Origin of the sequence: Bradyrhizobium sp. 44 (genome assembly GCF_023073095.1) — a bacterium.
GTDB lineage: Bacteria > Pseudomonadota > Alphaproteobacteria > Rhizobiales > Xanthobacteraceae > Bradyrhizobium.
Genome location: NZ_JADPIY010000029.1, coordinates 965,792 through 985,192, shown reverse-complemented (window position 1 = coordinate 985,192; position 19,401 = coordinate 965,792). Strand labels below are relative to the sequence as shown.

General features: G+C 64.1%; 18 protein-coding genes and 1 tRNA gene. 5 read left to right on the top strand and 14 right to left on the bottom strand.

Annotation, left to right across the window (positions count from 1 at the left end; genetic code table 11):
• Position 1 precedes the first annotated feature (1 nt).
• The gene (locus IVB41_RS30620) at positions 2-463 is read right to left on the bottom strand and encodes a host attachment protein (RefSeq protein WP_247437937.1); all 462 of its coding nucleotides are present in this window, start codon (positions 461-463) and stop codon (positions 2-4) included.
• 313 nt (positions 464-776) lie between these two features.
• Between IVB41_RS30620 and IVB41_RS30615 the strand changes: the two genes are divergently transcribed.
• From IVB41_RS30615 to IVB41_RS30605, 3 genes are all read left to right on the top strand, one after another.
• On the top strand, positions 777-1,043 hold the full coding sequence (locus tag IVB41_RS30615) for a hypothetical protein (protein ID WP_247437935.1): 267 nt from the start codon (positions 777-779) through the stop codon (positions 1,041-1,043).
• 437 nt (positions 1,044-1,480) lie between these two features.
• Positions 1,481-2,446, top strand: a complete 966-nt coding sequence (locus tag IVB41_RS30610) for a helix-turn-helix domain-containing protein (protein WP_247437932.1) — start codon at positions 1,481-1,483, stop codon at positions 2,444-2,446.
• Between the two features lie 160 nt (positions 2,447-2,606).
• Positions 2,607-2,756 carry a hypothetical protein gene (locus tag IVB41_RS30605; RefSeq protein ID WP_197031134.1) on the top strand — a complete coding sequence of 50 codons (150 nt, stop codon included), beginning with the start codon at positions 2,607-2,609 and terminating at the stop codon, positions 2,754-2,756.
• Positions 2,757-2,804: 48 nt separating this feature from the next.
• Here IVB41_RS30605 and IVB41_RS30600 read toward each other — a convergent pair.
• The 3 genes from IVB41_RS30600 to IVB41_RS30590 all read right to left on the bottom strand — a co-directional run bounded on the left by IVB41_RS30600 (position 2,805) and on the right by IVB41_RS30590 (position 4,294).
• Positions 2,805-2,881, bottom strand: a tRNA-Arg gene (locus IVB41_RS30600).
• A 152-nt stretch (positions 2,882-3,033) separates the two neighbouring features.
• The gene (locus tag IVB41_RS30595) at positions 3,034-3,564 is read right to left on the bottom strand and encodes a hypothetical protein (RefSeq protein WP_247437930.1); all 531 of its coding nucleotides are present in this window, start codon (positions 3,562-3,564) and stop codon (positions 3,034-3,036) included.
• A 160-nt stretch (positions 3,565-3,724) separates the two neighbouring features.
• Complete coding sequence (locus IVB41_RS30590) at positions 3,725-4,294, bottom strand: hypothetical protein (RefSeq protein WP_247438249.1); 570 nt, start codon at positions 4,292-4,294, stop codon at positions 3,725-3,727.
• A 179-nt stretch (positions 4,295-4,473) separates the two neighbouring features.
• On the opposite strand from IVB41_RS30590, the gene IVB41_RS30585 reads away from it, so the two are divergent.
• Positions 4,474-4,857 (top strand): VOC family protein, encoded by a 384-nt coding sequence (locus tag IVB41_RS30585; protein WP_018455287.1) that lies wholly within the window; start codon positions 4,474-4,476, stop codon positions 4,855-4,857.
• 51 nt (positions 4,858-4,908) lie between these two features.
• On the opposite strand, the gene IVB41_RS30580 is transcribed toward IVB41_RS30585, so the two are convergent.
• Positions 4,909-5,406: a hypothetical protein gene (locus tag IVB41_RS30580; protein ID WP_247437928.1), complete on the bottom strand. Its 498-nt coding sequence runs from the start codon at positions 5,404-5,406 to the stop codon at positions 4,909-4,911.
• A gap of 256 nt (positions 5,407-5,662) precedes the next feature.
• On the opposite strand from IVB41_RS30580, the gene IVB41_RS30575 reads away from it, so the two are divergent.
• Positions 5,663-6,013, top strand: coding sequence for a GrlR family regulatory protein (locus tag IVB41_RS30575; RefSeq protein ID WP_007603093.1), 351 nt, complete (start codon positions 5,663-5,665; stop codon positions 6,011-6,013).
• 101 nt (positions 6,014-6,114) lie between these two features.
• On the opposite strand, the gene IVB41_RS30570 is transcribed toward IVB41_RS30575, so the two are convergent.
• The 9 genes from IVB41_RS30570 to IVB41_RS30530 all read right to left on the bottom strand — a co-directional run bounded on the left by IVB41_RS30570 (position 6,115) and on the right by IVB41_RS30530 (position 19,196).
• Entirely contained in the window at positions 6,115-8,802 is a 2,688-nt protein-coding gene (locus IVB41_RS30570; protein WP_247286989.1) for a PAS domain S-box protein, read from the bottom strand.
• A 125-nt stretch (positions 8,803-8,927) separates the two neighbouring features.
• Complete coding sequence (locus IVB41_RS30565) at positions 8,928-9,842, bottom strand: DMT family transporter (RefSeq protein ID WP_247437926.1); 915 nt, start codon at positions 9,840-9,842, stop codon at positions 8,928-8,930.
• An 80-nt stretch (positions 9,843-9,922) separates the two neighbouring features.
• Positions 9,923-10,738, bottom strand: a complete 816-nt coding sequence (locus IVB41_RS30560; RefSeq protein ID WP_247437924.1) for an NUDIX hydrolase — start codon at positions 10,736-10,738, stop codon at positions 9,923-9,925.
• A gap of 4 nt (positions 10,739-10,742) precedes the next feature.
• Positions 10,743-11,696, bottom strand: coding sequence for a dihydrodipicolinate synthase family protein (locus IVB41_RS30555; protein ID WP_247396731.1), 954 nt, complete (start codon positions 11,694-11,696; stop codon positions 10,743-10,745).
• 28 nt (positions 11,697-11,724) lie between these two features.
• Positions 11,725-12,603 carry an SDR family oxidoreductase gene (locus IVB41_RS30550; RefSeq protein WP_247396728.1) on the bottom strand — a complete coding sequence of 293 codons (879 nt, stop codon included), beginning with the start codon at positions 12,601-12,603 and terminating at the stop codon, positions 11,725-11,727.
• 151 nt (positions 12,604-12,754) lie between these two features.
• A complete protein-coding gene (locus IVB41_RS30545) occupies positions 12,755-13,615 on the bottom strand; it encodes a MaoC family dehydratase (RefSeq protein ID WP_247286993.1) in 861 nt (286 codons plus the stop codon).
• A gap of 149 nt (positions 13,616-13,764) precedes the next feature.
• The gene (locus IVB41_RS30540) at positions 13,765-14,154 is read right to left on the bottom strand and encodes a Zn-ribbon domain-containing OB-fold protein (RefSeq protein WP_007611535.1); all 390 of its coding nucleotides are present in this window, start codon (positions 14,152-14,154) and stop codon (positions 13,765-13,767) included.
• A complete protein-coding gene (locus IVB41_RS30535; protein WP_247286994.1) occupies positions 14,154-15,311 on the bottom strand; it encodes a thiolase domain-containing protein in 1,158 nt (385 codons plus the stop codon). Before IVB41_RS30535 ends, IVB41_RS30540 begins: the two co-directional genes overlap by 1 nt.
• Positions 15,312-15,704: 393 nt before the next feature.
• The gene (locus IVB41_RS30530; RefSeq protein WP_247437922.1) at positions 15,705-19,196 is read right to left on the bottom strand and encodes an indolepyruvate ferredoxin oxidoreductase family protein; all 3,492 of its coding nucleotides are present in this window, start codon (positions 19,194-19,196) and stop codon (positions 15,705-15,707) included.
• Positions 19,197-19,401 lie beyond the last annotated feature (205 nt).

Genomic DNA, 19,401 nt, shown 5'->3' with positions numbered 1-19,401 from the left:
GCTATTTGGCGGCGCCCGACAGCAGCAATTGCTTCTCGATTTCGTAGACCGGCAGTTTGACGAGGTCCTTGCCGACCTCGCCCTGGAGTGCCTTGCGCACCACATCCGAATAGTCGGCGCGGATCATCCCAAGCGCACGCGGCGAGGCCACCATGGTCAAGGCCGAGGTCTCGCCTGAGCTCACGGCGGCATCGAGCCGTCCGGCCAGGCTGCGCAGGAAGGTGCGCTCGGCCTCGTCGTGCCAATCAGTCTGCTCCACCGAGCTGCGCGCGCTGCCGGCCGCGCCATGGAGCCTGCCCGACGCGTCGGTCCCTTGCGCGCGGGTCGAGGAATTGGGCTGCTCGTGCACCTCCCTGGTGTGGAGGTTCGGAAACATCTCGTCGCCGAGGTTTTCCAGAATGAGCGCCTTGCGCCCGTCGCACACGACCAGCCAGTCACCCTTGTCGATTCTCATTTTGTCCATTGCACAGCTCCAAAGCGACCTCGCGAGCTTGCTCTTCGAATTGCTCGAAAGGCTGGCCACGAGGCCAAGCTTAGGGACGAAGCCGCATCGGAGAATTGCGCGGGATCAAGGATGACGGCGATGTCCTGCGGGGCGCAAACACAAGCGCAGCATTGGTCAAGAGCGCGAACCTGGGATAGTCTGGCGGAGCTAAAGGTCAGGCCTGCGGCGGGCTGGCTGAAGACCTGTTCATCAGCATTACATTTCGCCCCCGCCACAATTTGATCAGAACAAACTTCGATATCCCTGTATTGCGTAAGCGGAGAAAGACATCATGAAGCTTAGAATTGGCCTCGTCGCTGCGACCCTGCTGGGTGCGTTGGTCGCATCATCGGCGGCGTCCGCCATGCCCATCGCTCCTGCGACGCCGCAGGTTTCCGACGTCGAGCAGGTCCGCATGGTCTGTGACGCCTGGGGACGCTGTTTCTGGCGCCCGAACTACTATGGATACTACGCGCCGCGGCCCTACTACGGGCCCCGATATGCACCGCGCTTTTACGGTGGGCCTCGCTATTACGGACCACGCTATCGCCGCTGGTAATTCTAAAGGGGCCCTCCGGGGCCCCTTCGCTTTTGCGAGATCAAGGATGTTGGTCTGGAGTCATTCCAAAACTGATCTAGATCAAAGACGAAATCCGCTACGCCGTCATTCTCCGACGATGGTCGATTTGATCGTTTTTCGATGTCCCCAGACGGGCATGAACGTGCAGACACATCTTGAGAAGCAACAGAGACAGGAGGCGCAGAGCTTTGCCTCCTTCGCCTGTCCCGCCTGCACGCGGCTGCATTTCATCGACCTCGCCTCCGGCCAGCCGATGACTCGAGACCGCTGACGACGACATCGATCCGCCGGCTTCATGCCATGATGTCCGCAATACTACGGCCCGGAATCCGGTTTACTGAAGCGCGATGTTTCGCCATTGATGGCGATGTTCCGACGTTCATTTGATTGTCATATTGCAGCAGCCGGCCGCACGCATGTTGTTCGACGCCCTCGCCCCATCCTCGGCGCTTCAATTGATCGGCTTTGCCGACGTCGATGCATTTCGGCCGATCGAGGCGATGGAGGATGCGAGAAGCATTCCGCTCGACGTCCGGAATTTCGCGGCGGCTCGCGCTGTCGTCTCCCTGCCCGGCTGCCGCATCGTCATGATGCGCTCGTTCGCGCGCATCCTCGACGCCGCCTATCGGATGCCCGGGGGGATGGTGATCCTGCCCATGACGGACGACCTTCAGGTCAATTCCAAGGGCATGCATCTGGACGCGCGTTTCTTCATCGCGCTCCGCGGCAGCGATGAATGCCATTTCGTCGAGCGCCGGACCAATCATCATGCGATGATCATCTTCTCACCCGGCTTGAGCGACCGGGGCTGGTTCGATCAGGCGGACGATTTGCGGGCCTATGTCGCGAACCGCCCCGCTTTGCTCCACATACGGCAGCTCCTGCTCGACATTCTGCGAACCGCGTCGGTGCAGCCGGCCCTGTTCGAAACGACCGAGGTCGCCGCCCATCTCCAGGAAGGCCTGCTGCTCGCGCTCGACGATCTGTTTCGCATCGATTCGCTCTCGGACCGGAGTGCCTCCGTCCAGGGCGAGCGGTCGATCAAACTCGTGCAGCGGATCGACGATTACGTCGCGGCACATCCGACTGCTCCGATCTATACCGCCGATCTCGCCGGCGAGTTCGGCGTCTCGATCCGGACGCTCGGCGGCGCCGTCAGCAAAGTGCGCGGCATGAGCCTGCATCAATACATTCGCTTGAAAAAATTGTGGGCGACGCGGTCTCGCCTTCTCAAAGGCGGGGGCGCCAACGTCGCCACATGCGCGCGCGCCCAAGGCTTTCACCATTTGGGGGAGTTTGCCGCAGCTTACCGTGCGACCTTCCACGAAGCGCCGTCCGACACGCTGGCCCGGGGCCGGCAAGCCGGTCCGACGGCTGGTTGACCAGGCCCGGCTCCAGTCTTTCCAGTGCGGCGCGCGCCTCAAGGGAACCAGTTCCCTCGAACTGCATTATCCGAGAGGTGCGCTGGCAGCGCACTGAAGCACCCCGCGCGCCCTACGTGCGGGGTTTTTCTCGCCGTCAACCAAGTGGTTCAGGAAGAAAATGTCTATTAGCCGCAACGTATTGTTTCTGATCATCGGTGCTCTGGTCATCACGGCGGCCGTGCTCGGCTACAATCTCTACCAGACGAAGCAGCCCGATGGCCTACAAATCAATGTCGGTCCCAACGGGCTGAAGATCCAAGGCAAATAGAGGCGGCTCACGGCCTCGCGCCCTATCCGAATACTGTGGCCTGACAATTGGCGCGCTCGGAGAGATTCGAACTCCCGACCCTCGGAATCGAAATCCGATGCTCTATCCAGCTGAGCTACGAGCGCCTCGGCCTCGACATTGGGCCGTAACCGAGATGCCCCAGATCGCTGCTGGCGGGCCAGCAGGCCGGACGACATTCGGATGGGTTCGAATTAGCAGAGAGGCCGGCCAATAAAAAGCCCTTCCCGCCCCGATTTGAGACGGGTCGGACCCGCCCTCACCAGGTGCTGTTGAAGAAGCCGAAATGCGGCTGCTGCGCCATCACCATCATCGGCCGCCCTTGCTGCGGCACCGGATGCGTTCTGGCGACCTTGCGCTTGGGCTGCTGCGCCGGGGTCTGAGGGGGCTGGGCCTGCGCCTGAACTTGCGGCTGAATTTGCGTCCTGGCTTCGGTCTTCTTGACCGCAGCGGTATCGGCCTTCGCGGCCGGCGTGAATTGGGCGAACGTCTCGCGGACCCGCGCCTTGGCTGATATCTCGGCCAAAGCGGGTGACATGCTCTCCACGGGCGGCTGGGGAGCCGCGACGGCGGCGATCTTCACCGCAGGGGCGGCAAGCGTCGGCTGACTGGTGTCGAGTACGACACGCTCCGGGAGGTGGCGATCGGACCGGATCCGAATCAACGGCTGTTCGTTGCTTGCGGTTGCGATAGCCTGCGTCACAGGCGAAGTCGGCAGAACGTAGTTCGCCGCGAACAGCAGTGCGAGCAAGGCTCCACCGACAAAGAAGAAATACCGAAAGATGGGCATTGGCCACGCTCCGCCCGCCGCATCCCCGCGTGGGCTCTCCGCCTTAACAGGCGATCATTTAATTGGTTCCTGGCCCAGCCGTTCGGTTCAAATGGCGACGCCAAGTTTTTCGGCCAAGCCCCCGGGACTGTAACTTTTCCGCTACCCGGCACTGCCGGCCTTATGTCCGGCGTGCTGCCACAAGCGAACACTTCGCCTGATCGGCATTCACGTTGACGAAGCCGACAGGAATGCGCGCAAAAGTCTTGCGGCTCTTCATGCTGACCGGATCCGCCAGAACGCGGGTGCGGTCGGTGAGATGACTGCCATCGCGCCGCGCAAAAGCGCAGACGATCTCGACATCCTTTACGGCATAGTCGTTGTCGTTGCGCAGCGTGAGCGTCACCAGCGCCTTCGAGCCAAGGCCGCCGCGGCGCCAGGTCTGAGATGAAATCCTGATCCGGCCGAGTTCTGCCATTGTCGGAATCGGAGCTTCGGAAGGCGGCGACGCGGCGGCCGAATCGCCCGAAGGCGCCGTCGCGACCGCTGCCATCTCAGACGTCACCGGCTCTGCACTGTTGCCTCTGGAGAGGGGGAGCAGCATCCAGATGCCGCAACCGACGATGATTGCCGCCAACAGCCACAGCAAGCCTCGCCCAAATGAAACGCTCGCGATCGTCACCGCCCGCGCCAGTCGTTCGCCGGTCCCGGCGAAACGCCCTAACCCGATGCGGTCAAACCCGGCGTTCATGGTCGCCTCACCGATCGCGGCGGAAGCACGTTCGACAACGGATTCGGCCACTGCTTACCTTAATCGGGAAGGCGAACTAAGGTTCCCGAGCAGCTGCCGAGTCGGCAAGAGCGGTGGCGGTCACGGGCCGAGGCCGCTAACATGCGCTGCAACATCAAGATCCGTCGGGAGAACACGAAATGCCAGTCGTCACTTGGGACCACGTCCATCTGCGCAGCCCCGATCCGGAGGCCACGGCGGCCTGGCTGCGGGATATCCTCGGTGGCGAGATCGTGCAAGCGCCCGGACGGATCGACGTGAATCTCGGCGGCGCAAGGATCTTCATTGCGCCGCTCGAGGGCGACAATGCGGTCAACCCGCCGCCGCCGCACCCGCATCAAGGCCTCGACCATTTCGGTCTCACGGTGAAGGACATCGACGCCGTCGCCGCCGAGCTCAAGGCCAAGGGCGTCACTTTCACGCGCGAACCGACCACGATCCGCCCCGGCGTGCGCATCTGCTTCATCCGCGGCCCCGAAGGCATCTCCATCGAGCTGCTCGAGCGCGACAAGAAATATACCTGACACGGCGCGCGCCGCATCGGCTCACCGGGCGACGTTGCCGCCCGGCGTGCCTCAAGTCATGCTGCCGGGCATGAAGCAGCGGACGGCGACGCCCATGTAGCCGTAGATCGGCCAGACCATGGTGCGCCCCACCCGGTTCGGCTCCGAGATCACGGCCTCCTCGGGCACCTCGACCCAGACGAGTTCCTGCGGTCGGCCGTCGATCACGTAGCCATAGCGCGGGACGCGGACCCGATAGTGCCCGTCCTTGCTGTCCCAGTCGGTGTCCGAGAGCGCCGAGCCGTCGGCATCGGAGCAACAAGGCCCCTTGCCGCTTCGCAGTCCGTCGAACCAGGCCTTCAATTCGGCATTGGTGTTGACGAACTGGCCGCGGTCGCGCGCGTGGCTGAAGGGGGCCGCGAGTGCGATCAGAGCCAGGACGCATGCTAGGCTCGCCACGGTTCGCCCGCGTGCCGCGCCGCCGATCCGCCGTTGTCGTGTTTCGCAAATCGTGGGACGCACACTGTACAGACGCGGCTTCTCGCCGCCGGAATCGATCCAGTTGCTCACGTTTGTCTTGCTCCAGCACCCCGCGGCCAGTGCAACAATGGTTATGCATTTCGCGGGCCAACTTGATTCGCAACGACTGGCCTCGCTTCATGATCAGACCGTCATGACTGTGTCATAGACAAGCCGGGACAATTACGGCTCACGGGCAAGCTCGCAAGGTCGGCAGCCAAACTGCCGCGTTGCGTGGCTGCATGCCCTTTGGCATAAATGCACTACCGGTTACGCCATGGGCGATGGCGGCCGGCCTTGGGACTTTATGAAGAACGGCCTCTATTCGATTCACGTGAACCTGCTCGATGGTCGGGTCGGCAAGGGCAGCGGCGTGATTCTGTTTCGCGACGGCAAGATTCTTGGCGGCGATGCCTACCTCTATTACACCGGCAGCTACACGGTGAAGGACAACACCTTCAAGGGCGAGGTGCTGGTCCAGCGTCACACCTCGCCGCGGGGTGACGACAATCCGCTGTTCGGCGGACCTGCCGCGGTTGGCATCGGCGTCAGCGGCACGTTCACGGAGACGCGCGGGGACATGACGGGCACCGCGTTGGTCGGAAAGGCCAGCCAGATTTTCGGCGCGACGTTGCACAAGCTTGCAGAGGCAGACTAGAGCTTCGGTTCTGATTGAATCAGAACTGAAGCTCTCAATTGTTGTTTCGACGCGTTTTCTTCACGCGAAGCCGGCATCCACTTCGCTCGAAAACGCGTGAGCTATTCCGCGGCCTGCTCGAGCGGCGCCACGCGCGGCAGGATGATCTGGATACGTGTGCCGTTGCCCGGTTCGGAATCCAGATCGAGCCGTCCGCCGAGCCTGTTCGTGACGATGCTGTAGACGATGTGCAGCCCGAGACCGGTGCCGCCCTGGTCGCGCCGCGTCGTGAAGAACGGATCGAAGGCACGGCGGCGGACATCGAGCGACATGCCGCAGCCATTGTCGGAGAAGATGATCTCGACATTGTCCTTGCCGGACTCGCGCACCTGGATGTCGATGGTCCCCGGCCGGCCGTCCGGGAAGGCGTGCGCCACCGCGTTGAGAAACAGATTGGTCAGCACCTGGCCGTACGGTCCGGGATAGCTGTTCATGGTCAGATCGGGCTGGCACTCGACATTGAGCGTCAGATTGTGCTTGCGAAGGCCCGGCCGCAGACTCATCACCACCTGCTCGGTGAGGTCACCCAGATCGAAGCTGCGCTGGTCCGAATAGTTGCGGTCGGCGGCGACCTGCTTGAACGACTGGATCAGCTCGGCGGCGCGATTGAGATTGGAGACGAGCTGCGAGGACGCATCGCGGCTGGTGTGGAGAAAGTCGTTTAGCGCAGAGCGGCGCAGCTCGCCGCGCTCGACCTCGGCGGTGAACATCGCGGTCTTGCGCTCCAGCGCGGAGGCGACCGTGAGGCTGATGCCGACGGGATTGTTGACTTCGTGCGCGACGCCGGCGACGAGGCGTCCGAGCGCCGCCAGCTTCTCCGCCTCGATCAGCGAGGCCTGGGTCTCGCGCAGATTGCGCAGCGCGGTCTCGGCGGATTCCTTGGCTTTCCGCATCTCCTGCTCGCCGCGCTTGCGCTCGCCGATGTCGAGCGCCACGGTGACGATCCGCTCGATCTCGCCTTCGGCATCGAGCAGCGGCAGCTTGTTGACGAGCCATTGCCGCATGTGGCCGGACGAATCAATGTACTCCTCTTCGTAGAAGCCGAGACCTTTTCGCAGCGTCAGCACGCGCTTGTCGCTCTCGTCGGACTTGGCCGCGCCGTAGCGCGACATCAGATCGGCCGTGGTGCGGCCGAGCGCATCGCCGGGCTCGATGCCGAAGATACCGGCCATGTAACGGTTCATCAGCACGTAGCGCAGGTCGCGGTCCTTGACGTTGATGACCGCGGGCACGGTGTCGATGACCTGCTGGAGCAGGCGCCGGCCTTCGGCGATGGCGTCTTCCGCGCGCTTCTGGTCGGTGATGTCGCGCAGCGTGCCCTCGTAGCGAACGATGTTGCCCGCCTCGTCGCGGACGCCGGTGGCACTGTCGGACAGCCACAGGATGTCGCCGCCGCGCTGGCGCACCTGGTATTCGAACTCGCGCACCATGCCGTCGCGGGCCATCAGCCGCTGATATTCGACGCGCGCCTCGGGATTGAGATAGATGGTGTGGGCGATGTCGTTAATGCTGTCGATCAGCTGCTGCGGACTGTCATAACCCATCATCCGCGCCAACGCCGGATTGGCGTTGAGGAGGTCGCCGGCAGGCGTCGTGACATAGATGCCATCGACCGAGCCCTCGAACAGTTTCCGGTAGCTCTCTTCGGCGAGGCGCTGCTCGGTCAGTGCGCGCACCGCCGCCTCGCGCGCCGTGTCGGCCTCCTCCAGCGCGCGGCGGAACACTTCGGCCGCGCGTGCGATATCGCCGATCTCGTTGTCGAGGTCCGCGGACGGGATCGAGGTGTTCTTCTCGCCGGCTGCGAGCGCGCGGATCGACCGCGCGATCTGGGCGAGCGGACGGACTGTCCGCCGCACCACGAAGCCGGCCGCGAGAATGCCGATCAGCACGCCGATGGTACCGAGCACGATGCTCTGCCAGCGCGCCTCCGTCAGCGTGCGGGCGAAGTCGCGCGACAGCACGTGGCCGCGCCGGGCGCTGACCTCGCGCAGCAATTCGGTGACGCGGCCGATCAGCCGGCCCTCCGTTCCCAGCACCTCGCGATCGATGTCGGCGATCTGCCGTTCACGGACAGCGACCGCGATGATCGCCTCGGCGTAGTCGTTGACGGCCGATCTGAGCTTGGGATCAGCGACTCCCATCGCCCGCATGCTCTGCGCCGCCTGCTCGGCCGCGGACGGGTTGCGCGCAAGCAAACCGAGCGCGATCCGGCTCTGCGCTTCCGACAGGCGGGACGCCAGCTCTCGGTCCCCCGTGCCAGAGACAGCCGCGTCGAACTGGTCGCGGAGCGGCGGCAGGCCGGCGAGCAGCTGGGCGCGGCGGTCGATCAAGGTCGAGATCCGCTCCAGGCCGCTGCGATAGGTCGCAAGCCGCTCGCTGACCCCGTCGATCATGTCCTGCTGCTCGGGCACGAGCTCGATCCGGGTCTTCTTCAGGATGTCACTGAGCGTCGAGGCCGCCTCGCCCACCTGCTTGAACTGGATGCCGGCGCCGGGATCGGTGACGAAGTCGCGCGCGGCGAGCCGCAGCTCGTTCATGCGGCGGTCGATGTCCTCGGCGAGGTCGCCGACGCTCTGGAGCCGCTGCAGCTCGGCAAAAGTCGTGTCGATGTGCCGGATCGCGATCACGCTCGCGGTCGAGGTGACGATGATCACCGCCAGCACCAGAAGGAAGCTGCCGAAGGTGAGCTGGCCGATGGAGAGCGAGAATGTTCGCTTTTTCTCAGGGGTCGGCGTCAATTCGGCGGACATTGGTGATGTGAGGACCCGGCTATTGGAGCTCCAATATACGACGTATTGCGGTCCCGGGGGAACATGCGTCTAGCCGCCGAATATCCTTAATATTGCAGCCGTGCCGGACCCCCTCCGCCCCGGCTTTATGACGTTTTGACGTCGGCCGGCCGGCGGGCCGGGATGGTCATGGCGGCGACGCCGAGGACGACGCAGGCAAGGCCGATCCAGGCGGTCCGGCTCAGGCTCTCGCCGAGGAAGGCGACGCTGATGGCAACCCCGATCGGCACGCGCAGATAGGCCTGCGCGGTGGTGCCGACCGAGCCCAGGGTCTGGATCAGGCGGAAATAGATCACGAAGGCCGCGGCGGTCGAGAAGGTCGCCAGCGCGAGCAGCGCCAGCACGGAACTCAGCGAGGGCGAGAGCGTCCAGGGCTGCTCGAGGATGAGCGAGGCCGGGATCAGCGCCGCCGCCCCGGCCAGCAGCGAGCCGGCCGCGGGCGCCATGGGATCGAGGCCCTTGAAGCCGCGACCGAAGATGGCGGCGCAGGCGTAGCAGATGGTGGCGGCAACGATGGCGGCCTCCGCGAGGAGGCCGCTTCCGACATCATGGAAGACATCGACGCCGACGATCAGCAGGATGCCGGCCATGCCGGCGACGACGCCGGCCAGCTTGCGCGGTGTCGTCGCCTCGTGACGCGTCACGACCGCCGTGAGCAGGAAGGTGAAGATCGGGCCTGCCGAGTTGAGGATGGTCGCAAGCGCGGCATCGACGTGGCGCTCGCCCCAGGCGATCAATGTCCAGGGGATCACGCTGTTGAGCACGGCCTGGAAGGCGAAGCGTTGCCAGGTCGCGGCATCATTCGGCAGCCTGATGCCCCGCGCCCACATGATCGCGAGCAGCAGCAGGCCCGCAATCGTGGTGCGCGCCGCGATCAGCGTGATCGGCGGAATGGTGGCGACGCCGAGCTTGATGAAGGTGTAGGAGCCGCCCCAGAGCGTCGCCAGCGCGAGCAGCAGCGCCAGCTCGACGACAATGTTATTGTCCTGCCGGTTGTCCATGTCGCGCGCTCCGTCCCATTGTCAGGGACGGAACCTAGCGCGCCTGCCCTCGCCGATACTTCGCTTTCTGTCGAAGTGTCCTAGCCGATGGCCCCGACCTCGAACACTTCGCCGTCATAGCCGGCCTCGCGGGGAATGCGGAGCTGACGGCCGGTTTCGGTCTTGGTCATGACAGGCATCACCGTGACGACAGACATGCCGCGGGCGTGCTCGAGTGCGGCGCTGACGCTCGACTGCTTGGCGAGCCGGATCAGATTGCGCGTGGTCGGGAACGGCAGCTTGAAGCGGCCGCTCTCGCCGCCCTCCACCGCCTCGCGCGGCGAGACCCAGATCGAGTCGGTGGACTCCCGGCCGTCATGTGCGCCGAGTTGGTCGGGAGGTGCTGCCGCAAGGAAGAACCAGGTGTCGAAACGTTTTGGCATCCCCTCGGGCGTGATCCAGTGCGCGTAAGGCACCAGCGTATCGAGCGCGAGCTGGAGGCCGTTGTCGGCCAGAATGCTCAGGAAGCTGACCTTGTGCTCGTTGAGCGCGACGCGATGCGCATCGGCGATCTCGCCGGCGCGCCTGGCATCGACCGGCGTGCCCGATCCTTTCGACCGCGCCAGCAGGATGCCGCTTTCCTCAAAGGTCTCGCGGATCGCGGCGATCCGAAAACCGCGGTCCGCTTCGCTCAAGTCCTCGCCGCCCGAATACAGGTCGGAGCGCTTGACGATCTCCTGATCGCCGGCATCGACGCTGCCGCCGGGAAACACCAGCGCGCCCGAATTGAACTCGATCTGATGATGGCGGACCATCATGAAGACTTCAATTTCGTCGCGGCTTTTGCCGTCGACCTTCGTGCGGTCGCGCAGCAGAAGGATGGTCGACGCAGGGCGCGATGCTGATGCCTCGGCCATTCGACTAACCTGCCGCGCTGGATTGCGGGCCGAGATTGGCGCGCTTGTCGACGCGGGCGACGCGCGACAGCAGGTACTCGACCTCGGCCTTCGCCGCCGGCGTGATGGTGGCGCCGGGCTTGCGCTGGGCGCTGGAGGCGATGATGCCGCGCTTCTGCAGCACGTATTTGCGCACGGCAAGCCCAGCGCCGGGCTGCTGCTCGTAGCGGATCAGCGGCAGATGCGCGTCGAACAGATCATGGGCGGCGTCGCGCTTGCCTTCCTTCGAAAGCCGCACGACGTCGATCAGGAGTTCGGGGAAGGCATAGCCGGTCATGGCGCCGTCGGCGCCGCGCTCCATCTCGAAGTCCAGAAAGAGTCCGCCATTGCCGCAGAGGATCGACAGCGGCCGCAGCGAGCCGTCCTTCTGGAAATTGCGCAGCGTCGAGATCTTTTCCAGCCCCGGCCAGTCCTCGTGCTTGAGCATCACGCAATTGGGATTGTCGGTGACGATCTTGCGGATCACGGCGGGAGTGAACACCACCGACAAGGTCAGTGGATAGTCCTGGAGCACCCAGGGCACGTCGGGGCCGATCGCCTCGGCCGCCTGCTTGTAATAGCCGATGATCTGGTCGTCGGTCCGCAACGACGGCGGCGGTGCGATCATCACACCGGCCGCACCGGCCTCCATGGAGGCCTTCGCCAGCGAGCGCATGGTGGCAAAGCCCGGCGCGGAAACGCCGACGATCACCTGCATTGTCTTGGCGCGCTTGACGAAGCGTACCGCCACCTGCTCGGCCTCGGCGGCATCGAGCTTCGGCGCCTCGCCAAGAATGCCCAGCACCGTGACGCCGTCGCAGCCGACCTCCTCGTAGAAATCGGTCAGGCGGTCGATCGAGCGCTCGTCGATCCGGCCGTCATCGTGGAACGGCGTCGGCGCGATTGCGAAGGTGCCCTTGGCGTCGGCGGTAAGTTTCATCGTTGTCCTTGTTTCTCTCTGTCGATGGCTAAAACCGCCGCGCCCCCATCTTGATCTGCTCTTCGGAGAAGAAGATCTCCTTGGCATGATCGGCGATGTCCTGGGCCTTCCAGCCCATGTGCGGCGGCTTCCAGCCGTCCATTTCCATCATCCGCATTTCGCGCACGCCGCGGGGCCCGGACACGCCCAGCACCTTGCCGGTCTGGTCGCCGGACAAGTCGCTGACCATGTATAGCACGGCCGGCGCGATGCCGTCCGGCCCCAGCGCCGCGCCTGGGTTCTCCTTATAGCGGGGCAGGTCTGCGGTCATGCGGGTCAGCGCGCCCGGCGCAAGCGTCCAGATCCGGATGTTGTATTTGCGGCCCTCGATCGCCAGCACGTTGGACAGGCCCCAGATGCCGCCCTTGGCCGCGCCGTAATTGCTCTGGCCAAAGTTGCCGATCAGGCCCGAGGTCGAGGAGGTGTTGACGATGACGCCACCGCCATTTTCCCGCATCCAGCGAAACACCGGCATGGTGCAACAAAAGGTGCCCTTCAGATGCACCTTGATGACCTTGTCCCAGTCGGACTCGCTAGCCTTGGCGAAGGTCTGGTCGCGCAGGATGCCGGCATTGTTGACGAGGATGTCGGCACGGCCGAAGTGCTTGATGGCGTCGTCGAACACCGACTGGCCGCCTTCCATGGTGGAGATGTCGGCGCCGTTGGCGACCGCCTTGCCGCCCTCGGCCTTGATCGCATCCACCACCAGCTGCGCCATCGATGTGTCGGCGCCGGAGCCGTCGCGGGGGCCGCCGAGGTCGTTGACGACGACGGAGGCCCCTTCCCGCGCGAACAGCTTTGCGTAGGCCTCACCAAGCCCGCCGCCCGCGCCGGTGATCAGCGCAACCTTGCCATCGAGTAGTCCCATGGTGGCGTCTCCCTGTTTTGTTCTTTTGCTCCGTCATGGCCGGGCTTGTCCCGGCCATCCACGAACTTGATCGCCAACCGCGCGAAGAACGTGGATGCCCGGGACAAGCCCGGGCATGACGAGATAACTCAGAGCGCGTCGAGCGGCATCATCACCCCAGCACCGTCTTGCCGTTCTTGATCACGGTGACGCCGCGCGACTTCACCTTGGCTTCGAACGAGATCACGCTGCCGTCCTTCCAGAGGTCCATGGTCACGGTCTCGCCGGGATAGACCGGCGAGGAGAACCGCGCGACGTGCTGGCGGAAGGCGGAGGCGTCGTAGTCGGCATAGGTCTGCAGCACGCCACGGCAGGTGATGCCGTAGGTGCACATGCCGTGCAGGATCGGACGCGGAAACCCGGCCTTCTTCGCGAACTCAGGGTCGGAGTGCAGCGGGTTGCGGTCGCCGCAGAGGCGATAGACCAGCGCCTGGTCGGGGCGCGTGACGATGTCGATGGTCGTGTCGGGGGCGCGGGACGGGATCTTGTGCGGATCCGGCTGGGTCAGGTTCGGCCCGCCAAAGCCGCCGTCGCCGCGGGCGAAGCGTGAGGCGACCAGAGTTGCCAGCTTCTCGCCCTTCTCGTTCTTGAGCACGGTCTGGTGGCTGATGACGACGCCCTTGTCCTTGCCCTTGTCGTAGACTTCAACGACGGAGGAATCGGCGGTGATGTGCGCGGCGACCGGCAGCAGCTGGTGGAAGGTGATGTCGCGCTCGCCGTCGACCACCATCACGCGGTTGAGATTCATCTCGCCCGGACCCGCGCCCCACGCCGCAACGGACGCGAAGGTCGGCACCACCTTGAGCGGCCGCGGCGTCAACGTGCCCTCGTTGACAAAGGCAAGCTCGTTCTCGTCCATCGGATCGGCGCCGAGGCCGATACCGTAGGCATAGAGCATCGCTTCGCGGTCGGTGTAGGAATATTTCTGGCCGAGGTTTTTGAGGCCTTTGAGTTCGTCGTATCTGGCTGACATTTTTGTTGTTTCCTCCCCGTGGTGTTCATCCTCATGGTGAGGAGGCGCTCTTGCGCCGTCTCGAACCATGAGGATGCCCGAAACGCTTTCTTTATTGTGGCCATCCTTCGAGACGCTTGCTTCGCAAGCTCCTCAGGATGAGGACCGCCCTAAGCCGGCGTGAAGAACGGCAGCGGTGCGCCATCGGTCGGCTTGAACACCACTTTCACCTTCTGGCCGATCTTCAACGTCGTCAAATCGCAATCGACGAAATTGGTCTGGAGCGACGGCCCTTCCTTCAGCGTGACGTAGCCGATCGCGTAAGGGCCTGTCGGCGACTTCCGCATCAAGCTGTAAGTGTAGATCGTGCCTTCGCCCGAAGACTCCTCCCACACCGTCTTGTCGGAGTAGCAGAACGGGCAGATCGCGCGCGGGAAGTAATGCGCTTCGCCGCAGGCGGTGCAGCGCTTGATCATGAACTTGCCCTGCTTGGCCGCGTCCCAGAACGCGGCTGTCTCGGGGTTGGTCACCGGGGCCGGATATTTCTTGGCTTCGCTCATCACACGCGCTCCAGAATCGCAGTCGAGGCGGCGTGGCGAACACCCAAAAGCCCGCCGGTGCCGTGGGCGATGGCGAGATCGCAATTCTTAACCTGCACCTTCGGATGCGCCTCGCCGCGCAGCTGCCGCACGGCCTCGAGGATCTTGGTCATGCCGCCGCGGTTGACGGGATGGTTGCTGCAGAGGCCACCGCCATCGGTGTTGAACGGCAGCTTGCCGACGCCCGAGATCAGATTGCCGTCAGCGACGAACTTGCCGCCGTCGCCTTTCTTGCAGAAGCCGAGGTCTTCGAGCTGCATCAAGACGGTGATGGTGAAGCTGTCGTAGATCGAGGCGTATTTGATGTCCTTCGGCGTGATGCCGGCTTCCTCGAACGCACGCGGGCCGGACCAGATGCCGGCGGAGTATGTGAGGTCGAGATCCTTGCCGCCGCGCGGGCCTTTCATGGCCTCGCCGTGGCCGATCAGCTTGACCAGCGGCTTCTTCAGGCTTTTTGCGATCTCGGGTGTCGTCACGATCAGCGCGCCGCCACCGTCGGAGACGACGCAGCAATCCATGCGATGCAAGGGATCGGAGATCATCGGCGAGTTCAGGACGTCCTCGACGGTGACGACGTCCTTGAGCATCGCATGCGGATTGTATTGCGCGTGGTGCGAGGCCGCGACCTTGATCCAGGCGAGCTGCTCGCTGGTGGTGCCATAGTCGTGCATGTGGCGCATGGCACACATGCCGTAGGCATTGTGCGTGGTCGCGCCGTAAGCCGTCTCGAAATCGGCCTCGGCGCCGGCCGCGCGCGGCGGCATCGCCCCGGTGCGCGGCTTGCCGGCCAGCGTGATCAGCGCGATCGAGCACTTGCCCGCGGCGATGGCTTCAGCGGCGTGGCCGAGATGGATGATGTAGGAGCAGCCGCCGGTCTCGGTTGAATCGACATGGCGGAGTTTCTTGGTGTTGAGGCCGAGATAATCGACCATCGGCCAGGCGCCGCCCGGGGCATCGCCCGCGCAGAAATAGCCGTCGACATCGTCCTTGCTGAGCCCGGCATCCTCGATCGCGCCCTTGGCGACCTCGGCATGGAGCTGCGCGGTGGATTTGTCCGGCGCGTGCCGGGTCGGGTGTTCGTAGATCCCGGCAATGTAGGCCTTGCCCTTGATGGTCAAATAAGGTCTCCGCTGGCGTTTCTCGCTTCCGTTTTTTTCTGAACCGCTGCCGCCCTGTTGGCAAGCGCGGAAATATTCCGCCGGGCGAGAGGGCAGCGGGTTCGCGCAAATCGCCGAGGTGCGGTCGGAACGCCTCTGCTTCCGGAAACGTCATTGCGAGCGCAGCGAAGCAATCCAGGAATCTCTCCGCGGACGCATTTCTGGATTGCTTCGCTGCGCTCGCAATGATGGGGGCGACGGGCAGAACCCTAAAGGTGTTTTGCCCGACGGCACAAGCGGTTTCGTTTTATCGGAACACCCTTTTCTGCGAAAACAACCCCATGCACAGTAGACCTGTGGTTGATTTCAAACAGGAATTTGGTGGGTGGATCAGCGCCCCCCACCCCACAAATTCTACTCCGCCGCGATCTGCCGCGGAGCCGGCGGCGGGTTCGCGAGGTCGGCGGCGAGCTGGGCGTAGCGGGCCTTGGCGTCCGCGACCGCCTTCTCCTTCACCGGGCCATAGCCGCGGATGCGGTCGGGCAACGACAGCAGCTCCACCGCGGTGTCGATCGTGAGCGGCGACAGCAGGCCGAGCACGGTGGCGACGTCCTTCTCGTAGCCGGCGATCAGATCGCGTTCGAGCTTGCGGTCGGCGCTGCGACCGAAGATGTCGAGCGGCGTGCCGCGCAGGACCTTGAACTTCGCCAGCACGCGAAACACCGGAAGCATCCACGGGCCGAACGCGCGCTTCTTCGGGCGGCCGAGCGCATCGACGCCCCTGCTGAGAATAGGCGGGGCCAGGTTGAAGTTGAACTTGAAGTCGCCCTCGAACTGGTCGCGGAGCTGTTTTTCGAACGCGCCGTCGGTGTAAAGGCGTGCGACTTCGTATTCGTCCTTGTAGGCCAGCAGTTTTGCGTAGTTGACCGCAACGGTGCGTGTCAGCGCCTCGTCATAGCCGCCCTGCCTGGCGGCGTCGCTGACCTGGTCCACCAGCTTCCGGTAGCGCTTGGCCAGCCGGCCGTTCTGATAGGCCGTAAGATGCTTGGCGCGGTGCCCGATGAGTTCGTCGAGCGTCATCGCCTCCAGCGTCTTCGGTGCGACGACGTCGTCAGTCCCCTTCAGCATGTCTACCAGGCGCTGGGGGTCGGCGACCGCGAGCCGGCCGAGGCGGAAGGCTTCCTTGTTCATCTTGATCGAGACGCCGTTGACCTCGATCGCCTGCTCGATCGCTTCCGCCGACAACGGCAAGAGGCCCTTCTGATAGGCGTAGCCCATCATCATCATGTTGGTTGCGATGCTGTCGCCGAGCAGCTGCTCGGCCGGCTTGGTGAAGTCGAAGAACACCGAATCCTTGTGCAGCGCGGTTTCCAGCAACCCGTTCAGCTTGCGGGTCTGGAAGTTGAAATCGCGGTTGAGAACGAAGTCGGCCGTGGGAATGACGTGGCTGTTGATGATGCCGCGGGTGCGGCTGCTGTCGCAGAGCGAGATGGTGTCCTTGGCAACCGCGACCACCTCATCGGCTGCGAGCACCACATCGGCCGTGCCGGTAACGATGCGCGAGCAGGTCACTTCGGCTGGATGGTCGGACAGGCGGACGTGGCTCAGCACCGCCCCACCCTTTTGCGCCAGGCCCGACATGTCGAGGATCATCGAGGCCTTGCCCTCGATATGGGCGGCCATGCCCAGCAGCGCGCCGATGGTCAGCACGCCGGTCCCGCCGACGCCGCCGACCGCGATATTGTAGGGCCTGTCCAGGTTCGGGCGCGATGCCGGCTCAGGCAGCGCGCCGATATCGCCGACGCCCGCCGGCGCACGCTTGCGCATCTTGCCGCCGTCGACGGTGACGAAGGACGGGCAAAAGCCTTTGACGCAGGAATAATCCTTGTTGCAGGTCGACTGGTTGATGGCGCGCTTGCGGCCGAACTCGGTCTCCAGCGGCTCGACCGAAATGCAGTTCGATTGCACCGAGCAATCGCCGCAGCCTTCACACACCGAAGGATTGATGAGCACACGGCGCGCCGGATCTTCCATCGTGCCACGCTTGCGGCGGCGGCGCTTCTCGGCGGCGCAAGTCTGCACGAAGACGATCGCGGACGCACCCTTGACCTTGCGCAGCGTTTTCTGGACCGCGTCGAGCTCGTCACGATGCGCTGTCTTGACGCCGGGCGCGATCTCGTTCGCCGGATAGGCGTCGGGATTTTCGGAGACCAGATAGATCTCGCGGATGCCTTCGCTGTGAAGCTGGAAGGTGATCTGCTGCGGCGACAATTCGCCGTCGACATGCTGGCCGCCGGTCATCGCGGTCGCGTCGTTATAGAGGATCTTGTAGGTGATGTTGGCGCCTGAGGCGATCGCCTGGCGGATCGCGAGGCTGCCGGAGTGGAAATACGTGCCGTCGCCGAGATTGGCGAACACGTGCTCTTCCTTGGTGAAGGGAGCAACGCCGACCCACGGCACACCCTCGCCGCCCATGTGTGTGAAGGTCTCGGTGGAGCGGTCCATCCACAGCGCCATGAAGTGGCAACCGATGCCGGCAAAGGCGCGACTGCCTTCGGGCACCTTGGTCGATGTGTTGTGCGGGCAGCCCGAGCAGAAATAGGGGGTGCGGGCGACAGGCGCGGTCGCCTGCATTTGCGACGCCTGGCGGCCGTTGAACCAATCGGCCTTCGCGCGCAGCATCGTTGCAATTTCGGGATTGAGATCAAGTCGAAGCAGCCGCTCGGTGAGCGAGCTGGCCAGCGAGGCGACGCTGAGTTCTTCGGCAAAGGGGAGGAAGCGCTTGTCGTGGTCGTCCATCTTGCCGATGATGCGGGGACGGACGTCGTCCCGCCAGTTGAACAGCTCCTGCTTCACTTGATTTTCGACGATCTCGCGGCGCTCTTCGATGATGAAGATTTCCTCGAGGCCCACGGCGAATTGCCGGACGCCTTCCGGCTCCAGAGGCCACGGCATACCGATCTTGTACAATCGAAGTCCGATCTTGGCGGCGACCTCGGGTGTGATACCGAGCTCGCGCAGCGCCTGCCGGATATCCTCGTAACTCTTGCCGGACGCCATGATGCCGTAGCGCGCGTTCGGCGAGTCCATGGTGATGCGATTGACCTTGTTGGCGCGCGCAAAGGCGATCGCGGCAAAGCCCTTGTAGTCCTGCAGGCGGCGGTCCTGGGCGAAGCGGTCGTCGGGCCAGCGCAGATTGAGGCCGCCTTCGGGCATCTCGAAATCGGTCGGGATCACGAACGGCGTCATCTCGTCGGTGAGATCGATCTCGGCAGTAGTCTCCACGGTCTCCGTGATCACCTTCATGCCGACCCAGCAGCCCGAGTAGCGCGACATCGCGATACCGAGAAGACCCATCTCGATCATCTCGTGGACGCTCGAGGGGTAGAGATAGGGCATCAGCGCCGACATGAAGGCGTGGTCGGACTGATGCGGGACCGTCGAGGATTTTGCGCCGTGGTCGTCGCCAGCGAGACACAAGACGCCGCCGTTTTTGGCGGAGCCCGCGGCATTGCCGTGGCGGAAGACGTCGCCGCAGCGATCGACGCCGGGCCCCTTGCCGTACCAGATGCCGACCACGCCGTCATACTTGGCGCCGGGCGAGAGGTTGAGCTGCTGCGAGCCCCAGACCGCGGTCGCGGCCAGGTCCTCGTTCACGCCGGGCTGGAACTTGATATTGTACTGCTCGAGATGTTTTCGCGCGGCGAACAGCTGCTGGTCATAGCCGCCGAGGGGCGAGCCGCGATAGCCGGAGATGAAGCCCGCGGTGTTCAATCCCGCGGCACGGTCGCGCCGGATCTGGGCCATCGGCAGCCGGACCAGGGCCTGAATGCCCGTCGTGAAAATATGTCCGGTGTCCTGGGTGTATTTCTGATCGAGACTGATCGGACCCTGGTTGATGCCCATTATGTCCTCTTCCGCCCTTTTGAGCGCTTGGCTGCTTAAGCCGTTGCCTGCCCGTTGTTTTTAGCTAGGGCGCGCCGACCATTTCCGCCACTCTATGTCGGATATTTCACGCTCCGCATCACAATTCTGGACCAAAGGCAGCGCCGGGTAAAAATCGCAATTTCGTGGCTGCATTGGCATCCGCGATTTTCATTTTGTGTCACCA